A 22,282-nucleotide genomic window follows, 5' to 3' on the forward strand; every position below is an offset into this window, starting at 1 on the left:
ATCTTTCGCCGTGCGGATCCAAGGGTGCAGCCCTTGGTCGCCGAAGGCTGCTTCTCCGCTGCAGCGGCTCCACGGAAAAAATCGGCCAGTGAGCGAGGCCCCAGCAAGGGCCAGTAGCGAGCGGTGCCGTTGTCCACGGGGTCGTTTGCGGGAAGGGGCGGAATCCTACGCTAAGGCTTTGGCCAGCGATATTCTCCGGTGAGATTGATGTGTTCCCAGGGGATAGGAGAAGTCGCTTGATATCTAGTATGACGTCTGTCGCACCTGCTTGATCGCGGCCGCGATAGCTAGATCGCGTTGCTCCTCTTCTCCATCCGCGTTCCAAGCTGCGGAAAGGCACCCATAAGCGTACGCCTGGTCGAGCAGGCGACGCGGATCGACGTCCAGCGCACGAGAGAATGCGTCCGCCATCTGTGCAATGCGTCTAGGATCGAGACAAAGGTCGTCTCTGTCAGCCGGATCGTAGAACATATTGGCGGCGCCAAAGCCCACTTCACCGACCAGACCGACGGGATCTATCACCAGCCAGCCGCGACTGGAGAACATGATGTTTTCATGATGCAGATCGCCATGTAGCCCACGCAGTTCCGAGGCATTGCTCATCATTTGATCGGCTATAATCGCCGCGTGGACGTAGTCAGTTTGACAACCTGCGTTTTGATCATCGCGCGCCCGCTGAAACAAAGCTGCAAAGCGATACCGGATCGGGAGAAGGGCAGAAGGCAGGGGTTCCTCAGATGCGGCATACAGCTTCGCCATTAGTTCCGCTGCAATTTCGGTCGCCTGGTAGTCGCCGTGCTCGGCAACGATGTGAGAGAGCATTCGCTCCCCGGCATATTCGAGCAACATCAGATTGTTCTCACGACCGAGCAACCGGACTGCTCCCCTCCCATTGCGCCATACCAGATAGTCGGCCCCGCGCAGTTCATCAGCAATGTCTTCTATAGGTTTCAATCCCTTGACGATTGCAGGAGTCCCGTCTGGCAATGAAACTTTCCAAACGAGGCTGGAAAAGGTGTCCGCAATGAGAACAGGTTGCGAAACGTGCCAATGAGCAGGAAAAACAGGCGGCATGAACATCAACCCCAAGTCAGAGGGTCCAATCGCAGATAGAAGGCAAGGCGTTCGCGGTCGGGGGCTTCGATCCCCAATACATTGAATAGGACAGCGAAGGCGCGCTCTGCTTCATCTGGCGCTGCCCAGTTCTCTTCGGCGTTAGCAATCATGAGTGCCAAATCGGCATAGCGATCTGCTGTTCCGAGCCGCCCAAGGTCGATCAGACCCGTGCATTGAAGAGTTTTAGGGTCCACCATGAAGTTCGGCATGCAGGGATCACCATGGCAAACAACCATATCGGTGCGCTCTTGGTCGAGCCGCACCGGTAGCTCTCGTTCGACACGAGCCAAAAGATCGAGCTGCGGCGTACTCTTGTCCTCGTCCGGTAAGAAGTCGGGATTGACGGCATTGCGGGACACCACATCAACGGCGCGTCCGAACATTCGCGACAGCCTGCGCTCAAACGGACATTGATCAACCGATAGGCTGTGAACAGCGCCAAGTTGCTGCCCCATTGACGGCCACGCTTTGAGCAAATCCGCTCCAGACAGATCAGCCGCCGGTACTCCCGGAATTGCCGTTATCACCAAGCATGCACCCTCCTGTTCCTCCTGCCAGTTGATGACCTCGGGGCAAGCCACACCTCGACCTTTGAGCCAAATGAGGCGGTCACGCTCTCCAGCGAGCTCACCGCGGCGGGAAGCAGGTGCGATTTTCGCGAAGGCATGCCCGTCACCACGTCGAAAAACAAAATCACCAGATTCTCCGCCTCTGACAGGCAACCAGTCAGAATGCGATTCACCAAAAAAAATATTAGTTCGATTCAATGGAGGTTCCTTCAGTTTTCTGATGAAGCGCGGAGGTGGCTCAACTTGCGAAAAGAAACGAGTTGCGACGTAAGTCCGAGAACATGCTTTCCATGGTCTCTGAGCTCGCCTTTGGGACCGACATATCGGTAGAGAGTGACGCGCTCGATGCCGAGTTCCTTGCAGAGATCGGAAACTGAAGTATCGCGCTGGGCCATGGCGGCTTGCGCGAGACGCACCTGAGCTTTGGTGAGCGCGAATTTTCGTCCGCCCTTGCGACCGCGCGCTCTCGCGGAGGCGAGACCCGCCATGGTGCGCTCTCGGATCAGATCCCGCTCGAACTCGGCCAAGGTGGCGAAGATTCCGAACACCATGCGACCGGACGCAGTCGTGGTGTCGATCTGAGCGCCCTTTCCAGTCAGAACCCGCAGGCCGATCTTGCGGTCTGACAGCTCCTTCACCGTGTTGACCAGATGGGCAAGCGATCGTCCGAGGCGATCGAGCTTCCAGACCACCAGCACATCGCCGTCACGCAATGACTTGAGGCAGGCAGTCAAGCCAGGGCGATCATCACGACCGCCGGAAGCAAGATCATCATAGATATTGTCCCGTTCGACACCTGCGGCGCGCAAGGTGTCGTGCTGCAGGTCGAGAGACTGCGAGCCATCGGCTTTGGAGACGCGGGCATATCCGATCAGCATGTATCACAAACGTTGGTTTGAGGCGGCGCTTCGGCCACGATTGCATTGACCTCTGGAAATGTATCTCAACCAGCTTCATAAACAAAGCGTCTTGAACGCTATCAGATTTTGAAAAAGGAACATGTATGCCGCGTCGCGTCACTCTAACCGATCGGCAGAAAGACGCGCTGTTGCGCTTGCCGACTTCACAGACGGATTTGCTCAAGCACTATACGCTGAGTGATGAAGACCTTGGGCATATCAGGCTGCGTCGGCGCGCTCACAACAGGTTCGGCTTCGCCCTGCAATTGTGTGTCCTGCGCTATCCCGGCCGGGTGCTGGCTCCAGGCGAACTGATCCCTGCAGAGGTCATCGAATTTATCGGAGCGCAGCTTGGCCTGGGTGCCGACGATCTCGTAGACTATGCTGCCCGCGAGGAAACACGGCACGAGCATCTTGCCGAGTTACGGGGGCTCTACGGCTTCCGCACCTTCTCCGGACGTGGTGCGAGCGAGCTGAAGGAATGGTTGTTCCGAGAAGCCGAGATGGCGGTGTCGAACGAGGATATCGCCCGTCGCTTCGTAGCCGAGTGCCGACGCACCCGCACTGTCCTTCCCGCGACATCCACGATCGAGCGGCTTTGTGCCGCGGCTCTCGTCGATGCCGAGCGACGCATCGAGACGAGGATCGCCATTCGTCTGCCTATGTCGATCCGAGAACAGTTGCTGGCATTGCTCGAGGAGACGGCTGATGATCGGGTGACCCGTTTTGTGTGGCTGCGCCAGTTCGAGCCTGGCTCGAACTCTTCGTCGGCCAACCGGCTGCTCGACCGGCTCGAATATCTGCAACGCGTCGATCTCCCCGAGGATCTGCTTGCCGGCGTTCCTGCCCATCGGGTGACTCGTCTGCGCAGGCAGGGTGAACGGTATTATGCCGACGGCATGCGCGATCTCCCGGAGGACAGGCGGCTTGCGATCTTGGCTGTTTGCGTCTCGGAATGGCAGGCGATGTTGGCCGACGCAGTGGTCGAAACCCACGACCGGATCGTCGGCCGTCTCTACCGTGCTTCGGAGCGTATTTGCCATGCAAAGGTCGCAGACGAAGCGGGGGTGGTGCGTGACACCCTGAAATCCTTCGCCGAGATCGGGGGCGCCCTGGTCGATGCACAGGATGATGGCCAGCCGCTGGGCGACGTCATCGCGAGCGGATCAGGGTGGGACGGCTTCAAAACCCTTGTTGCAATGGCAACCAGGCTCACCGCCACCATGGCCGACGATCCGCTCAACCATGTGCTCGACGGTTATCACCGCTTCCGCCGATACGCTCCACGCATGTTGCGCCTGCTCGATCTGCGAGCTGCGCCCGTTGCACTGCCGCTTCTGGAAGCGGTGACGGCCCTTCGTACCGGTTTGAACGATGCCGCGATGACCAGCTTCTTGCGGCCCAGCTCGAAATGGCATCGCCACCTTCGGGCCCAGAGGGCTGGCGACGCTCGCCTATGGGAGATCGCGGTGCTGTTCCATCTGCGCGATGCGTTCCGCTCCGGAGATGTCTGGCTTACTAGGTCCCGGCGCTATGGCGATCTGAAACACGCACTCGTTCCGGCACAAGCCATCGCGGAAGGCGGTCGTCTCGCTGTGCCATTGCGGCCGGAGGAATGGCTGGCAGACCGGCAAGCTCGCCTCGACATGCGGTTGCGCGAGCTTGGCCGTGCCGCTCGCGCAGGCACGATCCCGGGCGGGTCGATTGAAAACGGCGTTCTGCATATCGAGAAACTCGAAGCCGCCGCGCCGACAGGCGCCGAAGATCTGGTGCTCGATCTCTACAAGCAGATCCCGCCCACGCGCATCACCGATCTCCTGCTGGAGGTGGATGCGGCGACCGGCTTCACCGAAGCGTTCACCCATCTGCGCACAGGAGCACCCTGCGCTGACCGGATCGGGCTAATGAACGTTATCTTGGCGGAAGGGATCAACCTCGGCTTGCGCAAAATGGCGGATGCGACAAACACCCACACCTTCTGGGAATTGATCCGCATTGGACGGTGGCATGTCGAGGGCGAAGCCTATGACCGGGCGCTGGCCATGGTGGTCGAGGCACAGGCAGCGTTACCCATGGCCCGGTTCTGGGGCATGGGCACGTCGGCTTCGAGCGACGGACAGTTCTTCGTCGCTACAGAGCAAGGTGAGGCCATGAACCTGGTCAACGCGAAATATGGCAATACCCCGGGCCTGAAAGCCTATAGCCACGTCTCCGACCAATATGCGCCGTTCGCAACCCAGGTGATTCCTGCAACGGCAAGCGAAGCGCCTTACATCCTCGATGGCCTGCTGATGAACGATGCTGGACGCCATATCCGCGAGCAGTTCACCGACACGGGCGGCTTCACCGATCACGTCTTTGCCGCATGTGCCATTCTCGGCTACCGGTTCGCTCCGCGCATCCGCGACCTGCCATCCAAACGGCTCTACGCGTTCAATCCGTCGGCCGCCCCGGCGCACCTGCGAGCGTTGATCGGCGGAAAGGTCAACCAAGCCATGATCGAGCGCAATTGGCCCGACACCCTGCGCATCGCCGCCACCATTGCTGCCGGGACCGTCGCGCCAAGCCAGATTCTGCGGAAACTCGCCTCCTATCCGCGGCAGAACGAGCTCGCGACAGCCCTGCGGGAAGTCGGTCGCGTCGAGCGCACCCTGTTCATGATCGACTGGATTCTGGATGCCGAACTCCAACGGCGTGCCCAGATCGGGCTCAACAAAGGCGAAGCTCATCATGCGCTGAAGCGGGCAATCAGCTTCCACCGCCGCGGTGAAATCCGCGACCGTTCCGCCGAAGGCCAGCATTACCGCATCGCCGGCATGAATCTGCTCGCCGCCATCATCATCTTCTGGAACACCATGAAGCTCGGCGAGGTCGTTGCAAACCAGAAACGCGATGGAAAGCTGCTATCGCCCGATCTCTTGGCCCATGTTTCGCCGCTCGGATGGGAACACATCAATCTCACCGGAGAATATCGCTGGCCAAAGCCTTAGCGTAGGATTCCGCCCCCTCCCGCAAACGACCCCTCCACGGGCCAGGCGCGCTCCATCGCCTGGGCGGTGGGCAACGGCAGGGCGATTTCCTCGGCAAAGCCTCGATGCTCGATTGGAGCCGCTGCAGCGGCTGGCCCGCCCGGGCCAGTTTCGAACTAACTACCCTCCCCTGGCCATCAGCCTGTTCCTGGTCTGTAGGATCTGCGGATCCAAGGGTGCAGCCCTTGGTCGCCGAAGGCTGCTTCTCGCTGCAGCGGCACCACGCGAAAAATCGTCCAGCGAGCGAGGCCCCAACAAGGGCCAGTAGCGAGCGGTGCCGTTGTCCACGGGCCAGGCGCGCTCCATCGCCTGGGCGGTGGGCAACGGCAGGGCGATTTCCCCGGCCAGGCCTCGATGCACGTTGGGGCCGCTGCAGTGACTGGCCCGCCAGGGGTAGCCGCTATCGAACCTGATCACCTGGAATGCGAGAGAGGCAATCTGGCCGTGAGGCCGGAAACTGGAAGACTCCCCTGTGCCGTACGGTAGAGTCCGAGTCCCTGGGCGAGGCTGGCCACCCTCGATTTCGCGCAGCCGCGCCGATCTGCCCGGGCCTGGTCAGCAGCAGCTGGCCAGCCCGGCGCGCAGCGTGAGATCCGAGCCCCTGGGCGAGGCTGGCCACCCTCGATCTCGCGCAGCGGCGCCGATCTGCCTGGGCAGCTGGTGGCGTCACCTGGTATCCCTGGTGGTGAGGTGGTTCGTCCAGCAAACAACGGATTCCGTGTGCCGTACGATAGAAAGCAAGCGGAGCGCGCAGGCCGAAGGCCGGAGGCGTGAGGATGGAAGCCCGAAGGGCCAAGACCCGGCGCGCTCTTTGCCGGGGCTTGGTTTACGACAGCCGACCCCCGAAGGGGGCACGCCCGGAAGCGGGGCCGGGATCGCAGGCGTTGCAACGTGATCGCTGGCGTTGAAGCCTTACAGCTCAATGCCGGTGTGTTTTTCGATCTGCTTCTTCGCGAAACCCTTCGCCAACTGACCCAAAAGGTCCAGTGTGAAGGTCCCGGCTTTTTTCGCGCCGTCTCGGGTCATTGCCCACACCTCCTCGTCTCTGACCGAATCAACGAAATCGTGGCCTTCGTCGGTGAGAGCGCGGAAGTAAAAATAGCCGAAACGCACGGGGAATCCTCCGGTATCGATCCATCCCTTATCGACGATCAGCTTGTAGTGATACTCGACCTGCTCAGGGGTAAAACCTTCGATTGGAAAGTCTTCCCCGATGTCAGGCGAGCTGATTATGGAGCTGGGGGATTTATCCCAATCCTCCAGTTTCAACATGATCACGCGGATCAGTTCCATATCTCTGCGCATGGTCAGATCCTGCTAGACGTTCGGCGTCTTGGGCTGCGGGTAGGGCTTGGCCATCTCCCTGACCTGCTCGGCCAGCTCGGGGGGCAGCCACACCAGAACCGGAATGAGTTCGCTCGCGCCCTGCTCTTCCAGGATCAAGCGCACCCGCTTGACGGCGGCATGCGCGTTTTGCCGGGAAATGCCACGGGCGGTGGCTACGTCCTGAATCCGCTGGCCGTCCACCAGCACGGCTTTGGCTATCTCGACGGTCGCGATGGCCAGGCGCCGGGACGCGAAAACGGGCGCGATCTCCTTCCACTGCTCTTCGGTGTAAATCGGCTGCATTCAGTCGGTTCCTTGGGGTCAGTTATCGATCAGCCGCGGCTGGTCTCGCCGTATACGTTGCCATATCTCGGCATGGGTGATGGTGGGCAAGGCAAGAAACGACCAGTATTGCCCTTTTGCACGGGCGTACACGCGCACCAGGTCGCCGATCTCTCGGCCCTGCAGGATGAAACTGTCGCCGGCGTCGCCGGCGTGGAAGTCGAGCACTTGGCCCCGGCTGAGCGCGTAGTCATAGCGCGATTCGGTGACACGCTGCGGTCGCGTTCCGTGCGCGTTCTCCTGGGCCTGCAGGAACTCCGCTTCGTCGCCCAGTACCGCGCCTGGGTGCCTCACTCGGATCTCCTGCAGCATGAGCCAGCTGCAACGTGCGGCCCACGCATTCGGGGCGATTTCGCGGGCGTAGTCGATGATGGCGGTCTGTCCGGGTACATAGAAAACTTTTTGCATGGCGGCGCTCTCCCTACATGAGGAAGACCGGGCGCAGCGCGCCCGGTCGGTTGCGATTACGCGGCTTGGCGCAGGTGCTGGGCCAGTACCCATAGGGCGCGGTTGAGCTTCACGTCCTGATCAATGCCGGTGACGGCGCGGGTAGTGGCGCGGCGGCCTTGCTTGGTGCGACCTCGCAGCCCGCCCTTGATGGTGTTTTCCTGTACGCGGTTGAAGGTGGACCAAAGGTCGCTGGCTGCATCCTCGCGGCGACGCGGGGCCAGCAGCTGGCTGGCAGTGACCGGCGCCGGTCCCTCGGCGGGATCGTAGCGGTAGGCCAGGGCCGCTTCGGCGAAGGCGTGCTGCAGGTCGCCGCCCAGCTGGACCTCCTTCATGGTCTCGCGCTGATCCTCGATCAGTGCGAACTGATTCAGCACTTCATAGGCGCCTTCGATGACCTCGCCGATGACGTTATGGCGCCCGCTGTGACGGACCTTCTGATCCATCGCCGCGTCGCCCAGTACCAGGCCATTCGCGCAGACGAAGCGGAAGCAGCCGCCCATCATCTGATAGCTGCTGGTGCCGTCGTGGCTGTTCAGCAGAATGATTTCGTTCGCCTCCTTGGCCACGATGGTGTTTGCGTGGCGCAGGCGGATCATGTGCTTGGTGTGCTCGCGCTTGCCGCTGTTGCGGACGCGGGTCTGGCAAGCCATGAACGGCATGAACCCTTCGCCCCGGAGCGCTTCGAGTACGTCAACGGTGGGAATGTAGCGGTAGCGATCGGAGCGGCTTTCGTGCGCTTCCTCGGCAAAGATCGAGGGGGCCACGGTGGCGATTTCCTCATTCGAGAGCGGACGATCACCACGGATCATGCAGGGGTTACGGAAGTTGCTGGATAGACGCATTGTGAATCTCCTTCGCGATGTGCCCGGAGCGGTTGCCGCCGCTGGTTCCAGGCTGTCGGAGCGGGATTGCTTCGACGGGATTAGTATCGCAAAAGGACGTTCCTAAGTCAACTATTAGTCAAATCCGATTTGACCGTTTATCAGATGTAGAAAGGCCCGGTTTCCCGGGCCTGGTCTTACTGGGTTTCGACTGCTTTAGTCGAGATCGCCGCAACCACGCGGGCAGCAATCGAAGTCCAGGCCGTGGCAGCAAATGCCCACAGCGGCGTTTTCCTGCAGTAGTTCATCAACCTCCCTGGGAGACATATAGCCGTATGCCTCGCGGGCATACTCGAACGCGGGTGCCACCCCGTCCGCATGTTCGTCTGTGCCGAACTCGTCGTTCATGCTGGAGCAAAAGGCTTGGTGAACCATCCCGTCATAGGTAGGGAAACGCTCGCAAGCTGCGCCATACAGAGCCTCTACTCTGCGCTCCAGCGCCTCAATGCCGCTGACTGCTGGCCAGATTTTCCGGGCGAATCCCAAGAGGTCGCCGGCAGTGAGCCAGTTGCTGACGCTGCTGATTGGAGCCTGGGCGGTGATAGTCATGTGAATCTCCTTCGCGATGTGCCCGGAGCGGTTGCCGCCGCTGGTTCCAGGCTGTCGGAGCGGGATTGCTTCGACAGATTCAGTATCGCAAAGGGATGATCTTGTGTCAACTGTTAGTCAAATCCGATTATACTAATTGTGTTTCTCGCACGCGAGAATTTAGACTCCAAAGTTGCAGCTTGCGCGCTCTGCCGATCTGCTTTAATGCCGAGGTTTGGGCGCGGGAAACAAACGCTTTTCAGCAGCGACCGCGTAGCGGTTGCCTCCTTGCTCTTGGGAATGGAGTCACCTCCCTGCTCGGAGGATCTGCTCGGCAGCCTTCGGTAGGACGCGGTAAGCCCGGACTATCCAGAGACAGGCCGCGTGCAAGGGGTCGTGGAATACCGCAGGGCGCTCGCGACCGAGGATATGCCGCGAAAGCCCCTTGCAGGCAAGGGCTGGCGGCGGATAGGCCATTGGGGCGTCCGCTTCCTGCCGATGGCAGCTGAGCCCGCGCAGGGGTAGGCCGGAACGACCGGCAAGCGGAGCGCGCAGGCCAAGGGCCGGAGACGTGAGGATGGAAGCCCGCAGGGCCAAGACCCGGCGCGCTCTTTGCCGGGGCTTGGTTCACGACAGCCGTCCCCCGAAGGGGGCACGCAAAGCCCTGGATCCTCCACGGCTGAGGTGCCACAGATTGAAGGCTGATTCAGCCCGTGCACAGCTTCGGAAACTCGTTGGCTAGCATCGGGCGGTCCGACTTCATCATGCTCCGGATCCCCCTTTCGAGATCATCCCGGCTGAGGCCCCACGATATCGCCAAGGCCCCTCGGATCTCCTCAACGGTTGCCGTGCGCAGCCAGGCCAAAACGTCCTGATAGGGCTGGCTGCGTCCCTCGTTACTGTCGTCCATGTCGAATCCTCAAATGTCCTTATCATCGTAATTCCCGCACAGCGAGCGGCACTGCTCTGCGCGGCGTAACAAGTCGTCGCCGTCCTCGGCGCAGAGGGAGGCAGCACCCTCGTACAACTCTGCCGCTGAATACCATTCTTTGCGTTGCTCGGCCAGCCGTGCAGCTTCGTGAAGGGCCAGGCTAGAGCGTTGGGCTTTGCTCAAGGTGAGGTCGCGGAACATGGTCGTTCTCCTTCGCGTGTCCGGGGACGGTTGCCGCCGTCGGGTCCCGGTTGGTGGTGTGCCCCGAACAAGGGGCACGGTGGTCAGGCTACGTTTTCAATGGGGCTGGCCAGCGAGAGGCTGACAGCGATAGGGCGCACCCAAACGGGCGTGCTGCTGAGCAGGAAGGTCTCCCCCTGTTTGGACAGCAAAAGGGTTTGGGCCATGACTCCGGCGATAGCCTCGGCGGCTTTCGGTGGGACGGCGTTACCGATCCGCTCGCACCATGCCTGATCGCTCAGGCCATCCAGTTCGAGTTGCTCTTCCGGATCCACCAGGCTTTGCAGCGCCGCCTTCTCCAGCGTGGTGAACGGTCTGTGCCAAGTGCCATCGAGGCTCCTGATAACGCAGGTCAGTCGATCGCTGGCCGCTGGCATGCGCGGATCGGCAACGCTCCAGCGTCCGTTGTCGAGGCGCGCCCTGGCGGAGACGGCTCCGGCTGTCCCATCCCACGGCACGACGCCGTAGTGGCCGCCTGTAAGGTAGGCGTCGCCCTTCACGCGGCGCAGGCCGGTGCGCGGATCCTGAACAGCGAAAGCGCCCTGCCCTGTCGTGCTGCCGGCGATCACTGTGCGGGCCGAGCCGGTCCAGCGGGTCACGTTGTACTTCCCATGGCCACCAGCTGCGCCGCGAGGATCTGCAACGCTAAAGGTGCCCTGCCCTGGCGACTTGATGCCGATGATGGCGCCGGTCGGATCGGACCAGCGCCGTACGCCATATTGCTGGTACTGGGCGGCGTTCGCGGGACTGCGTGGATCCGCGACAGAGAACGCGCCGTTAGTGGGGCCTGTCTGGCCCGCGATGGTGCCCACGAAATCCTCCCAACCGCGCACACCGAGATAACCTGAATAGGCTTCCGGCACGATCACAAAGTCACGCAGGTGGCCATCTTCGACGGCCAGCTGGTCGAGGCTCCGCCAGTCTTTGCCTGCCTCTACCAGGGCGAGCCTTACCCATGTTTTCCATTGGAGCGCGGGAATACGGTGCATGGGACCGGCGCGCTCAATGTCGCCTGGCAATGGCATGCGGCCCAGCAGCGAGCCGACAGATTGCAGCGTTCGCTTCTCGGGTTCGTAGAGGAACGGCGGCACCTTCTCGACGTGGCGAGCCACCAGCAGGAAGCGTTTACGGCGCTGGGCCAGGCCGCCCAGCTCGCCGCAGTCGTGGGTGGTCTCGTTCACGGCGTAGCCGAAGAAACTCAGTACCTGGGCGATCTGGTCAAGCAGGTGACGACCTCGGGTCGCCAGGCGCGGCACGTTCTCGAACACGATCAAGCTGACCGGATTGTGCTGCCAGGCTTCGCACATGAGCCACACACAGCGCAGCGTCAGTTCGTTGAGCGCCTGATATTTCGGCGTCTGGCTCAGGGTCTCGGACAATAGGCCGGAGGCACCTTTGCAGGGGCTGCTGATGAACACCACATCAGGATCTTGGAAGCCCGCTGCGCGACGAATGTCTGCCGGTGTCGCCTCCCGCCATTCGGCAGGAGGTTCCTTGCCGTGAAAGTCGGTGTATTGCTCGCGGGTGAAGAGGTCCATCTGGGTGCCAGGCACGCCGGCAATGCGGCCGAAGTCGCGCAGCGCGCCGGGGTCCACGTCCACCCCGCCGATGCAACGCCAATCGGCCTGGAGGTGGCCGACCACCTCCCTGTTCTGATTGAACCCTTTGGCGCCGCCTCCGATGCCACAGCAGAAGTGGAAGTGCTTGAGCACATACCTTGTGAGCATGATCGTCTTCCGTCACGGATGCCCGGGCGCTAGGTCCGGGCAGGTTGTAGGTCAGAGGGCGCGGGCGGTTGCCTTGGCCATGTCGCGGAAAATCTCGGCGTGCAGCTCCAGCGGGAACTCGGCCAGGACTTCGCGCTGTCCGGTCGTGTTGCGCAGCGCGACGACGGTGTAGAGGGTCACGGAAGACGGGATTTGCCCTGGGCGGGTCTGAAAGGAGGGTTCAACGGCAAAGCCGTTGAATTCGCGAAGCTGCGCGGCTTCGCTGAAATAGAACAGGTGGAATTCGGTAGCCATGGTGGATCTCCTTCGCAATGTGCCCGGAGCGGTTGCCGCCGCTGGTTCCAGGCTGTCGAAGCGGGATTGCTTCGACGGATTCAGTATCGCAAAGGCTTGAACTCAAGTCAACTATTAGTCAAATCCGTTTTGACAAATAGTCTTAATCCCATAGCTCCAGCTGCTCGACCTTGGTGCTCACAGTGGGGATCACCTGCGACCGCGAGTCCAGCGCGTTGTCCGGATCTCGTAGGGTGTCGGACAGCCTGGCGAACCGTGCTCGATCCCCCTCCCCGCGCTTCACGTTGAACGCTTCATCCACCACGCCATTGATCCTGGCCCACTGATTCCAGGCGAAGCTACGGCCCAGCCCTACCGTTGTCGTCGTGCTGGGAAAGCTGTCGGCATTTCGCACCAGGTCTTCCCATGAGGCGCCGAACTCCACCGCGTCGAACCGGCTGTGCTTGCCGGTGAGTGCCTGCCGCTCCAGAAGCAAGGCCCGCTCCAGCAATTGGGGATGATAGGCGGCCAGCCAGTACAGCTCCCAATGCTTGGACGCGGGACAGAAGAAGCACGCCGACTTGATCGGCACCCGATCGGCGCCGAGGGCCTGGGTTATGGCTCGCACGCAATCGCGGCGAGCCCAGCGGATCAGTTGCAGCGGATAGACATAATCAAAATCGGCATCCGCTGGCTTGAGGCGCTGCGAGCGCCGCAGGTCAGCCCTTCCGCAGTCGTAGCCGATCAGCTTGACGATCCGTTGGCCGGTTGCTGTCGCCTGCTGCCAGAGCGGGTGCGGGGCTCGTGCGTTCGGTCCGGAGCGAGCGCCTTTGATGAACTGGTCCTGTGGCACCTGCTTCCACTTCACCGAACAGGATTTCATGCCAAAGGCCAGGCTAGGCAGGGTCTCGTTGGCCATACAGTTGCCGTAGAGATCCTGGTAACCCGTCGTGGGCTTGGGCACCTTCCGGCAGACGCTGACGGTCGGCCATCCCCAGCCACGCAGCACAGTATTCATCGCCTCAACATGGGCCAGGGTTTCCGGCTTCTCGGCGCCGGTGTCGGCAAAGGTGATGAGGTCGGGGCGCAGGCCCGCTGTGTGCAAGGCAACGAGCATGGCGGTCGAATCCACACCGGATCCGAAGCATACGGCCAGGAGCCGGCCAGCCAGCGCCGTGTGCAGGGTTTCGATTTGGTCCAGGGACAATACGGGCTGAGCGCCGTCCACCGGACAGCCGCGGCTAATCGCGTTCATGGATGCTCCTTCGCGGTGCCCGGGCGGTTGCCGCCGCTGATCCGGGCACTTAGTGGGGATTTACTGGGTGTCGTCGCCTTCGAGTTCACTCAGGCTGGGGGCCAAGTCGATGACCGCAGGTCCATCGACTGGGCCTGTCACCTCGAAGACGCAGGCGCTGCCGGGTTGACCCGCTGCAATCTCCGGTTTGAAGTAGGCCAGGGCGCAGGCCTCGGCGGCGGCCAGATGGTCGCCGTCCACGTCGATATCAATTTCCCAGACCACGCGGTAATGGGGCATTGGGGGATCTCCTTCGCTAGGCCGGGCGGTTGCCGCCGCTGATCCGGCCTGTGGTTATTCGCCTTTGAAGTACCCGGCGCGCTGCTCCAGCTCGCGAGCAATCAGCTCATCCGCGAAGAGCGGTGCCTGCTTGTCTATGCGCCGCGCTAGGTTCCTTTGCCTTACTCGGGCTTTGGCTTCCGCGCTCCAGCGCTTGCCGGTTTCGTTGCCGGGAAAGTCGAGACAGACGCCGTAACCCACTGGGCGAGACTCCCAGGCGGCGCGCATCGCTTCTGGCATTCGCTCGCCGGCTGGGGCCTCGATCACCAGCAGCTCAAATTCCCCCGGACACGGAACGTGCGGCAGGCACCACCGCAACGAGTAGCGCCACATCAGCGGCGCTATCGGCTGGGCTGGGGACGCCATCAATCGAGATCCCACTTCGCCTGGTCGTATCCCGCGAGCTTGCTCATGGCCGAAAGGCGAAGGCCATGCAGCGTGAGGAAGGCGCTGGTGGTGTAGTAATCAGGATTCTGCTCGGACTGGTACTCAAGGCAGCTCATCAGCTTGAGGACTTCAACCGCCGAAGGCTTGCGGACCGTTTCGTCCAGCTCGAACCGTTCGGCCTGGAGCGTTTCACGCGGGTAACGGTGCTGCACGGAGCGGATGTTCTCGTCCAGCAGCTGCTGGCCCTGGCTGGTGAGAATCTGGCGAGTGGCGTCGTCCGGCTTGCCGACGCAAGCAAACATGACGATGGCGGAAATGTGGCTTTGGCTGACGACGTAGGCGCTCATGAAATTCTCCTTCGCGATTTGCCCGGAGCGGTTGCCGCCGCTGGTTCCAGGCTGCCGAGGCGGTATTGCTTCGACGGATTCAGTATCGCAAATGGACACCCTTATGTCAACTATTAGTCAAATCCGGATGTACATTTATTTTACTTCTCGCATGCGAGAATCTTGCTACGCTGTGATTTATAAGCTACAATTGTCTCATGAAAACGATTAAACAAACCGCCACTTTCAGGAACTGGGAACGCAAGCTGAAAGACAAGCAGGCGAAAGCAATCATCGCTGCGCGGGTCTTTCGGGTTGCGAACGGATTGCTCGGTGATGTCCAGCCAGTCGGCCAGGGCATCAGCGAACTCCGCATTCATCATGGTCCCGGCTATCGTGTGTATTTTCAGCAGCGCGGGAACCAGCTGGTCCTGTTGTTGTGTGGTGGAGACAAAAGCAGCCAAGCGCGGGACATCGAGACCGCCAAAGCACTGGCCAGCCAGTGGAGTGATGACGAATGAAAGAGAAAATTTTCGACTACGATCCCGCCGATGCCCTCACGGACCCGGCGTCCATCGCTGTCTTCCTGGAAGACGCTTTCGAGACTGGCGACGCCGCCTACATCGCCAAGGCCCTGGGCGTTGTCGCCCGTGCCAAAGGGATGGGTGAGATTGCCAAGGAATCGGGCTTGTCCCGTGAAAACCTGTACCGCTCGTTTTCAGAAAACGGCAATCCGACCCTGAAAACCATGTTGGCCGTCATGCAGGCTGTCGGCCTGGATCTGACTGCCCGCGTCCATATCACTCCAGCACACTAACGGGCGGCCTGACGCGCAGAAAGTCGAGACACCGACGCGCTTGGCCCTTGCCGTTTGCTGCTCTTGCCGATCTGCTTTAATGCCGAGGTTTGGGCGCGGGAAATAAACGCTTTTCAGCAGCGACCGCGTAGCGGTTGCCTCCTTGCTCTTGGGAATGGAGTCACCCCCCTGCTCGGAGGATCTGCTCGGCAGCCTTCGGTAGGACGCGGTAAGCCCGGACTATCCAGAGACAGGCCGCGTGCAAGGGGTCGTGGAATACCGCAGGGCGCTCGCGACCGAGGATATGCCGCGAAAGCCCCTTGCAGGCAAGGACTGGCGGCGGATAGGCCATTGGGGCGTCCGCTTCCTACCGATGGCAGCTGAGCCCGCGCAGGGGTAGGCCGGAACGACCGGCAAGCGGAGCGCGCAGGCCAAGGGCCGGAGACGTGAGGATGGAAGCCCGCAGGGCCGAGACCCGGCGCGCTCTTTGCCGGGGCTTGGTTCACGACAGCCGTCCCCCGAAGGGGGCACGCAAAAGCCCTGGATCCTTTACGTGTGAGGTGTAGAGCCTGTGACTAGACTGGCGGACCAGGACGCTGAAAAATGCTGGATTGATAGCCATTCATCGGGAGTAGGGAGGCATCGACGACTAGGGGGGGGGCAAATATTTGCATTTTTGCCGGGGGGTGCTTACCATGTTCCTCGACTACGCAGACAGCAGAAAATTTGTCGGCGGAGCTGCGAAGGCCTGGCTAGCACAGGTCAAATGAAGGGAAATCGTAAGGCGTTTGGGTTGTTCCGCTTCAGTGCGGGAGACTTGCCTTCGAGGCCGTCCTTCCTCGTAGTCACCCAATCTTTCGCATCTTGGCCTCAGTCGCGTGATAAGCGTTGACTGGGGCAAGTTCGTTTTGCCCCCTCCTTGTGTATCTCGACGACTGGTTCAGCGAAGCTATCCTCCTAGCTTTTGCGTCATTCCTCGAATCTTCGAGTCATTCGCGTGAAAGGCGGTGATTGGAGCCAGGTACGTTTTGCTCCCTTCGCTGCGTACCTCTACGACCGCTACGGCGCAGTAGCTACCCGTGCCTACCTTCACCTTCCTCTTGTTGAACATGATCCCCTGTCTGTATTTGGGCTTGTTCGTGCCTACCTCGCTATAGGCGCAGTACGCATGAGTCAGTATGGCTAGTACCTCTGCCGGGGTGCAGCCGTCCTTGATCCCGCGCGTGTCCAACGGGTGAGCGACAGCTTCCAGGTCGATGAGGATCCCTCTGCAGTTTGGTTCAGGCCACTGGTTCTCGCGGCAGATCCTCTTGATCCGGTCGAACTGCTTGGGTGTCAGTAGGTAGGTGAATACGGGAGGTTCCGTCACGTGGGCCAAGGCCACGCCTGCCTGCTGCATGTTGATGACTACACTCATCAGCTCGCTAAATGCTTCTACTAGGCTCTCATCTCCTAGCTCCCTTGGGGTTTTACTCATTGTCATGCTTCCCGCGCTTGGCGAGCGGATAAGTTACCGCCGTCGCCGCCTCACTTGACCAATTCCAACGGCTTCGCCTTTTTGGGCTTGGCCGTGCCATCACTCGCAGCCTTTTGCTTCTCGCGGGCATCCATAATCGCCTTGGCGAAGGGCTCGGCAGCTTTGATAAGGCCCTCGAATGAGTACCTGTTAGCGAGATTGCCACCTTGCTTTGATTTACGAGCATGCCGTTGGATGTAGCCTCTCTCCTCAAGGCCTGCGATAGCACGCTGAACCGTACGAGGGGTGCAGCCGATCTTCCCGGCCAGAGTTTCCTTGGTCGGAAAGGGATCGTTTCCAGCGGTCCACCAGAAGCTCGCCAGGTGCACAACGATCAACACATCCAGTTGCTTGAGACCCAACTGTTGGGAGCAGTCGAAAATCACGTTGGGGATAGCTGTCCATCCTGCTGCTACCAGGTCCTTTCCCCACTTTTGCTCGATGGACTTATTGTCCGGTGCCGCAGCCGGTTTTTTTGCCTTAGCCGTAGTCATCGCCTGACCTCTATATGTTCGGATGGCGCGAGTATGCTGGCTCGAAAAATGGCTGACAACGGGAGGGGGGGAGACGCCTGTGTCAGCCCCTTTCATGAGTATGCTGTGTCTCGATTGACTGGGTGTGATTGAGGATGAGTGTGTATGAAATGGGAATTCTTTGGGAGTCATCAGCGTCGCCGGGATGGAGAGGTGCATGTCTCCCGGGATAGGGTCATTGGTGACTCCCCCCGGCGACATTAATGCCTCCCTACCACCCGAAAAAAATTTCAAATTCCCTCAAAAAAGTAGCCTTTTCCTGCCGAACGGCTGGAAATGACCAGTTCCACCCTGGATACGACTTTCAAACTCTCGATTAAAAAGTCTACCGCGACGTCCTTACGGGTCTGACTACCTACCCCTCCAAAGCCGCAGCAATTTACGCCGCTTGGCTAGCCGACTGGCCAACCCTGGATTACTGTATATCTAAACAGTCCTTCGGCGGTGCCGTATGTACATCCTCAAATTCCGACCCCTCGCTCCATCGGCGCTGACTCTGAAAGTGATGCCAGGCTGCGCAGCTGGTGGATTTCCCAGCCCTGCAGCTGACTACTACGAACCCCCACTGTCACTCGATGAGTTGATGAACATCCGTGCCCCGCACGTCTGGCTCGTCGAAGTCGAAGGCGACAGTATGCGCGACGCCGGCATCTTCCACGGCACCCGCCTGGTCGTGGATCGATCCATCACCCCATGCTCTGGCCACATCGTGCTGGCCTACGTGGACAATCAGCCGCTGGTGAAGCGGCTGGCCAAGTCCCCTTCGGGCTGGTTGCTTGAATCGGAGAATCCCGCCTATCGCACGATCAGGCCCGAGGAATACGGCGCGATTGAGGTGTTCGGCGTCGTCACCTGGGATCTGACCCAACATGCCCAGTGACTCACGGCCACAGGTCTTTGGCCTGGTGGACGTGAATTCCTTTTACTGCAGCTGCGAGCGCATATTCCGACCCGAGTTGAGGCAGCGGCCTGTCGTCGTCTTGTCCAATTCGGACGGCTGCATTGTGGCTCGTACGACCGAGGCGAAAACCTTGGGGCTGAAAATGGGAGATCCCTATTTTAAGGTGCGCAGGTTCCTGGAGCAGAACGGCGTCGCCGTGTTCAGCAGCAATTACACCCTGTATGGCGAGCTGAGCCACAGAGTCGGCCTGGCCATCGCCTCCCTGGTGCCGGAATGGGAGCGGTACTCCATCGATGAGCTGTTCGTGCAGCTGGACGGGCTACCCGAGCCGTTGGCCGACGTGGGCCGTGCGATACAGGCCCGGGTGCTGCAGTGGACGGCGCTGCCTGTAGGCGTCGGTATCGGCCACACGAAGACCCTAGCCAAAGCCGCCCAGCATGCCTCCAAGGTCTGGCGAGACCGCACGGGGGGCGTGGTCGATCTACGCAAACCCGAGGCAGTGGAGTGGTTGCTGCGGCGCATGCCGGTCGATGAGGTGTGGGGGATCGGTCGGCGGATGCGGGACAACCTGGCCCGCGATGGCATCGCTACGGCCTGGGAGTTGTCCAGGGCGGATCCGCGAGCCATGGGCCGCAAGTACAGCATTGTTCTTGAGCGCACTATCCGAGAGCTACAGGGCGAATCCTGTCTGGATCTCGAACTGTCGGTGCCGGCGAAGCAATCGATCTGTTCAAGCAAGATGTTTGGCCAGCGGGTGCATACCCTCCAGGCCCTGCACGAAGCCCTGGCGACGTATGTGCATCGGGCCGCTGAGAAACTGCGGAAGCAGCGTTCACTCTGCGGAGCCCTGCGGGTGGGTATCCAGACCTCGTTCCATGGCGACGGCCCGAAGTATGCGAACGCGGTGACGTGCGTTCCGGCCTATCCAACCGATGATGTTCGGCAGCTGACCAAGTACGCCCTGCAGGCCGCGCAGGAGATCTTCCGGCCCGGCTTCGCCTACAGCAAAGCCGAGGTGCTGCTGATGGATCTACGCAAGCGAGGGGAGTACACGGAAGACCTGTTCACCCCAAGCCAGCCAGTGCGTACCGACGCGCTGATGGAGGTGATGGACAAGATCAATCGGCGCTGGGGGCACGACTGCCTGCGAACCGCTGCTGTTCCCCTGTCTCCTGACTGGGGCATGCGTAGAGCGCTGCTGAGCCCCAGTTACATGACCAGCTGGGGCCAGCTGTGGAAGGTGCAATGCCGCTAATTCTCGCGTGCGAGAATTCTTACACGCTGAGGGCCTTGGCAGGTGGAAACGGCGGAATAGCTTTTCCTTTGGGGTCGCTATAGGCATCCCAATACCACCACCCAGTCGGGGTGTACTGATCGTCGTAGTAAGTCGCCTTTTCGGCTTTTCGATCCAGGTAGTCCTGGTCGTTCCTGCCGTAAACCTCCATCGGAACGTGCCGGCCATTGCCTACGTCGGTCAGCCAGAAATCGGGGAAAACCAGCTCTTTACCGGCATCGAATCGCATCGGTTTCACGAATGCTCGCCTTTGCTCACGCAACTGCTTCTCAATCTTCCACTCGTACCCGGACTCAACCGGCACCCATGCCTGCGAGACGATCATCAAGGCGATGTTGAGCACTTGCGTCTTATAACGGCCCTTACTGTCCTTCTCAGGCTGGTCTGTCTGCATGATGGCGACCACAGGGCATTTCTTCCGCCATGCAAGCATCGCAAGCGGGTAGCTCTGGACGGCCTGATCCCATAAATCGGGGGTGATGTTCAGATACGGTAAGCCCCAGCCGCTATCGATCTTGATACAGCGACTCATGGCCTCCTCGATGTCTGCAGAGTGCTCGGCCAGCTGGCCGATAGCGATCAGGCGACGCTTGTTCTTGGCGGCGCTCTCCACCTTGCCCCTATTTGCTGTCTCCTGGTCGCCCCGCGTGCCCGCAACAATCAAAGCATCGCCAATACGCATGCGCGATACAACGACTCGCTTCGCCGCACGCAACAAGCGGGCGTGAACGGGTCCTATCCAGCGATTGCCCGTGTCGGGGTCCCACTGGTTCAGCCTCGCTTCGGTCCAGAGCAAATGCAGCAACCCGCCCAATGTCATGGCGGGTTTCGAGGTTTTCGAGGTGCTGGATTTTGCAGTCGTCGGAGCCTCTACCTCCACCAGCTGGACATCGACAGGCTCCTTCTTCCGTAGCGACAGCGTGAGCTTCACCCTCAGCTTACCGTCGTCGGTTTCCTCTACTACGCCCACGCTATAGGCTCCCAGCCCGGACTGTTCGGGCGCCTCCGCGTAGTACTGGCAATTCACCGCGTGCTCTGCGCCTGTACGCGGATAGCGGGATAGGTGATAGGAATCCTTTTCCGACCTGTAGCGTACGGCCAACAGGCGGTCGCCAGATCCTGGACACAGGCAGCGTACAAGATCTTTGCCGTGTGCCTTCTGCAGTACCGCCTTCCACTTGGCAGCATTCTGGCGGGCCGTCTGGTAAGCCTCGGAGTAGCGTTCTACCTTCGCGCCTTCGCCGATACTCACTGGATAGCATTTGTCGGACATTGGTGAAAACTCCGTATCCCTGGGCAACTGCGGGAACCTGATGTAGCATGAGAACTGGATTTTGCTCCTTCGCAAAACCCTAGAAACCCGCTTGCATTGCCGTGCAGCGGGTTTCGCCTTTTCTGGCCTGACAAATTGCTACGTCGAGGTGCCTGGATCCGTTACCGCGACCCAGCATTTCGCACCGTCGTAGGCATTGCCGCCCTCGGCAACGAACACATGGCCATCTTCATCGATTGCATAGGCCCCTGGTTGCTCATGGTTGGCGTTGCGCAAGCAATCTTTCCAACCATAGGCCTGGCCTTGCCACACAAGCACGATGCCTCCCTGACGTTCAGGGTTTGTCCTGCGGTAAGTGCGGGCGACCGCTCGCACGGTACTCAGTAAATAGCCCATTGGATGACTCCGGTAGGTGATAGCAGCTGGCTGCATCAGCTGCTGTGAGGAATCGACGGCATGTCCGGAAGCATGTTGTCGAATGAGTCCTGGGCGGGTGGTTCTTCGCCAGGCCCTGACGGAAGTTGGATATCGCCGTCGTCCATGGTGGGCAGTTGCTTGAGCTTATCCGTCCCAAGATCGGACTGGTCCTCGGTCGAGACCAGAACCCGGGCGCTGAAAAGGGCATACTGCAGATTGTCGCGCTTGTCGGCCCAGGCGATGCGACTGTTGACCACGTAGGCCAGTGTCCCGCCACGTTGGCCACCGACACTGATCGTCTGGACCCAGTTGTGTTTGGTCAGTACGCTGATCGCCCGTTTCGTGGTGGCTACAGAGGTGTCCATCAGCTTGGCCAATGTCGCTTGGCTGATGATCAAAGCCCCTTGCTTGTCCATGTGCTGCACCAGGATGTGCATGAGCTGGGCAGCCCTGGGTGCCTGAGCTGTGAGCGCGGCCCAAGCTTCGTGCCCGGCACGTTCGGTCTGAACCCAAGTGCCGCGCTGAGCTGGCTGGGCCAGGGCGCGAATGTCGTTCTTGTCGTCAGTCATGAAGACTCCCGCTGGCTGTGCTTCGTGTTCGATATCATGCAGATTTGTCAGATATCGTTCATGGATGGAACTAGCCTAGCTCATCCTGTGAGCGATAGATAGCTCATCCCTGCTCGATATCTTCCAAGGTTTGCGCGATATCGTTCAGCCATGAGCGAGGGGTAGCTCATGGTGGGGGTAGCTCATGGGGTGAGCTAACCTAGCTCACGGATCGTGAGCGAGGGGTAGGTCATAGATAGTGAGCGACGGTCGCTCACAGAGCATGAGCGAAGGTTGGTTCACGGTATGAACCAGGTGCCGGCCTGCAGGCCGCATTGCTCAAGGGTTCGCTAGTCGTCCCTCTTATGATCTCCTAACCCCTGATGCTTTTGCCGTGGCTAGCAGGT

Annotated in this window: 26 protein-coding genes; 5 read left to right on the forward strand and 21 right to left on the reverse strand. The window is 60.5% G+C overall.

Features of this window, described 5'->3' with window-relative positions:
- Positions 1–243 precede the first annotated feature (243 nt).
- From NRG74_RS23965 to NRG74_RS23975, 3 genes are read right to left on the reverse strand one after another with little or no spacing between them, the layout of a single operon-like run.
- Entirely contained in the window at positions 244–1,080 is an 837-nt protein-coding gene (locus NRG74_RS23965; RefSeq protein WP_257706806.1) for an APH(6)-I family aminoglycoside O-phosphotransferase, read from the reverse strand.
- Entirely contained in the window at positions 1,080–1,883 is an 804-nt protein-coding gene (gene aph(3'')-Ib / locus NRG74_RS23970) for an aminoglycoside O-phosphotransferase APH(3'')-Ib (RefSeq protein ID WP_001082319.1), read from the reverse strand. Before aph(3'')-Ib ends, NRG74_RS23965 begins: the two co-directional genes overlap by 1 nt.
- 11 nt (positions 1,884–1,894) lie before the next feature.
- Positions 1,895–2,563, reverse strand: coding sequence for a recombinase family protein (locus NRG74_RS23975; protein ID WP_023434504.1), 669 nt, complete (start codon positions 2,561–2,563; stop codon positions 1,895–1,897).
- Positions 2,564–2,688: 125 nt separating this feature from the next.
- Between NRG74_RS23975 and NRG74_RS23980 the strand changes: the two genes are divergently transcribed.
- Complete coding sequence (locus NRG74_RS23980) at positions 2,689–5,574, forward strand: Tn3 family transposase (RefSeq protein ID WP_006473469.1); 2,886 nt, start codon at positions 2,689–2,691, stop codon at positions 5,572–5,574.
- Positions 5,575–6,525: 951 nt separating this feature from the next.
- Here the strand turns inward: NRG74_RS23980 and NRG74_RS23985 are convergent.
- The 13 genes from NRG74_RS23985 to NRG74_RS24045 all read right to left on the reverse strand — a co-directional run bounded on the left by NRG74_RS23985 (position 6,526) and on the right by NRG74_RS24045 (position 14,618).
- Positions 6,526–6,918, reverse strand: a complete 393-nt coding sequence (locus tag NRG74_RS23985; protein WP_064308201.1) for a DUF2513 domain-containing protein — start codon at positions 6,916–6,918, stop codon at positions 6,526–6,528.
- Between the two features lie 12 nt (positions 6,919–6,930).
- A complete protein-coding gene (locus NRG74_RS23990; protein WP_257706788.1) occupies positions 6,931–7,242 on the reverse strand; it encodes a transcriptional regulator KorA in 312 nt (103 codons plus the stop codon).
- Positions 7,243–7,260: 18 nt separating this feature from the next.
- Entirely contained in the window at positions 7,261–7,689 is a 429-nt protein-coding gene (locus NRG74_RS23995) for a hypothetical protein (protein ID WP_064308203.1), read from the reverse strand.
- A gap of 56 nt (positions 7,690–7,745) precedes the next feature.
- A complete protein-coding gene (locus tag NRG74_RS24000) occupies positions 7,746–8,573 on the reverse strand; it encodes a DUF932 domain-containing protein (RefSeq protein WP_064308204.1) in 828 nt (275 codons plus the stop codon).
- Positions 8,574–8,768: 195 nt separating this feature from the next.
- Positions 8,769–9,161, reverse strand: coding sequence for a hypothetical protein (locus NRG74_RS24005; RefSeq protein ID WP_257706789.1), 393 nt, complete (start codon positions 9,159–9,161; stop codon positions 8,769–8,771).
- A gap of 685 nt (positions 9,162–9,846) precedes the next feature.
- Entirely contained in the window at positions 9,847–10,050 is a 204-nt protein-coding gene (locus tag NRG74_RS24010) for a hypothetical protein (RefSeq protein ID WP_257706790.1), read from the reverse strand.
- Positions 10,051–10,059: 9 nt separating this feature from the next.
- Positions 10,060–10,272, reverse strand: coding sequence for a hypothetical protein (locus NRG74_RS24015; RefSeq protein ID WP_074585490.1), 213 nt, complete (start codon positions 10,270–10,272; stop codon positions 10,060–10,062).
- An 83-nt stretch (positions 10,273–10,355) separates the two neighbouring features.
- Complete coding sequence (locus NRG74_RS24020; protein WP_257706791.1) at positions 10,356–12,038, reverse strand: DNA cytosine methyltransferase; 1,683 nt, start codon at positions 12,036–12,038, stop codon at positions 10,356–10,358.
- 51 nt (positions 12,039–12,089) lie between these two features.
- Positions 12,090–12,332: a hypothetical protein gene (locus tag NRG74_RS24025; protein ID WP_257706792.1), complete on the reverse strand. Its 243-nt coding sequence runs from the start codon at positions 12,330–12,332 to the stop codon at positions 12,090–12,092.
- 142 nt (positions 12,333–12,474) lie between these two features.
- A complete protein-coding gene (locus tag NRG74_RS24030) occupies positions 12,475–13,566 on the reverse strand; it encodes a hypothetical protein (RefSeq protein ID WP_257706793.1) in 1,092 nt (363 codons plus the stop codon).
- Between the two features lie 60 nt (positions 13,567–13,626).
- Positions 13,627–13,845 carry a hypothetical protein gene (locus NRG74_RS24035; RefSeq protein ID WP_257706794.1) on the reverse strand — a complete coding sequence of 73 codons (219 nt, stop codon included), beginning with the start codon at positions 13,843–13,845 and terminating at the stop codon, positions 13,627–13,629.
- A 54-nt stretch (positions 13,846–13,899) separates the two neighbouring features.
- Positions 13,900–14,220 (reverse strand): theronine dehydrogenase, encoded by a 321-nt coding sequence (locus tag NRG74_RS24040; RefSeq protein WP_257706807.1) that lies wholly within the window; start codon positions 14,218–14,220, stop codon positions 13,900–13,902.
- Between the two features lie 29 nt (positions 14,221–14,249).
- Entirely contained in the window at positions 14,250–14,618 is a 369-nt protein-coding gene (locus NRG74_RS24045) for a hypothetical protein (RefSeq protein ID WP_257706795.1), read from the reverse strand.
- Positions 14,619–14,815: 197 nt separating this feature from the next.
- On the opposite strand from NRG74_RS24045, the gene NRG74_RS24050 reads away from it, so the two are divergent.
- On the forward strand, positions 14,816–15,118 hold the full coding sequence (locus tag NRG74_RS24050; protein WP_257706796.1) for a type II toxin-antitoxin system RelE/ParE family toxin: 303 nt from the start codon (positions 14,816–14,818) through the stop codon (positions 15,116–15,118).
- Positions 15,115–15,414: an addiction module antidote protein gene (locus NRG74_RS24055; protein ID WP_064308223.1), complete on the forward strand. Its 300-nt coding sequence runs from the start codon at positions 15,115–15,117 to the stop codon at positions 15,412–15,414. Before NRG74_RS24050 ends, NRG74_RS24055 begins: the two co-directional genes overlap by 4 nt.
- 928 nt (positions 15,415–16,342) lie before the next feature.
- On the opposite strand, the gene NRG74_RS24060 is transcribed toward NRG74_RS24055, so the two are convergent.
- A complete protein-coding gene (locus NRG74_RS24060; RefSeq protein WP_257706797.1) occupies positions 16,343–16,870 on the reverse strand; it encodes a hypothetical protein in 528 nt (175 codons plus the stop codon).
- Between the two features lie 50 nt (positions 16,871–16,920).
- Positions 16,921–17,403, reverse strand: coding sequence for a helix-turn-helix domain-containing protein (locus tag NRG74_RS24065; RefSeq protein WP_257706798.1), 483 nt, complete (start codon positions 17,401–17,403; stop codon positions 16,921–16,923).
- A 490-nt stretch (positions 17,404–17,893) separates the two neighbouring features.
- Between NRG74_RS24065 and NRG74_RS24070 the strand changes: the two genes are divergently transcribed.
- Both NRG74_RS24070 and NRG74_RS24075 read left to right on the forward strand, forming a co-directional pair.
- On the forward strand, positions 17,894–18,322 hold the full coding sequence (locus tag NRG74_RS24070) for a LexA family protein (RefSeq protein ID WP_257706799.1): 429 nt from the start codon (positions 17,894–17,896) through the stop codon (positions 18,320–18,322).
- Positions 18,312–19,598 (forward strand): Y-family DNA polymerase, encoded by a 1,287-nt coding sequence (locus tag NRG74_RS24075; RefSeq protein ID WP_257706800.1) that lies wholly within the window; start codon positions 18,312–18,314, stop codon positions 19,596–19,598. The genes NRG74_RS24070 and NRG74_RS24075 overlap by 11 nt, the downstream gene beginning before the upstream one ends.
- Before the next feature lie 19 nt (positions 19,599–19,617).
- On the opposite strand, the gene NRG74_RS24080 is transcribed toward NRG74_RS24075, so the two are convergent.
- The 3 genes from NRG74_RS24080 to NRG74_RS24090 all read right to left on the reverse strand — a co-directional run bounded on the left by NRG74_RS24080 (position 19,618) and on the right by NRG74_RS24090 (position 21,896).
- Positions 19,618–20,910, reverse strand: a complete 1,293-nt coding sequence (locus NRG74_RS24080) for a DUF1173 domain-containing protein (protein WP_257706801.1) — start codon at positions 20,908–20,910, stop codon at positions 19,618–19,620.
- A 138-nt stretch (positions 20,911–21,048) separates the two neighbouring features.
- A complete protein-coding gene (locus NRG74_RS24085; RefSeq protein ID WP_074585186.1) occupies positions 21,049–21,306 on the reverse strand; it encodes an antirestriction protein ArdR in 258 nt (85 codons plus the stop codon).
- 35 nt (positions 21,307–21,341) lie between these two features.
- Positions 21,342–21,896 (reverse strand): hypothetical protein, encoded by a 555-nt coding sequence (locus tag NRG74_RS24090; protein WP_074585187.1) that lies wholly within the window; start codon positions 21,894–21,896, stop codon positions 21,342–21,344.
- Positions 21,897–22,282 lie beyond the last annotated feature (386 nt).

This window comes from Pseudomonas oryzihabitans, from assembly GCF_024652905.1.
Taxonomy (GTDB): domain Bacteria; phylum Pseudomonadota; class Gammaproteobacteria; order Pseudomonadales; family Pseudomonadaceae; genus Chryseomonas; species Chryseomonas benzopyrenica.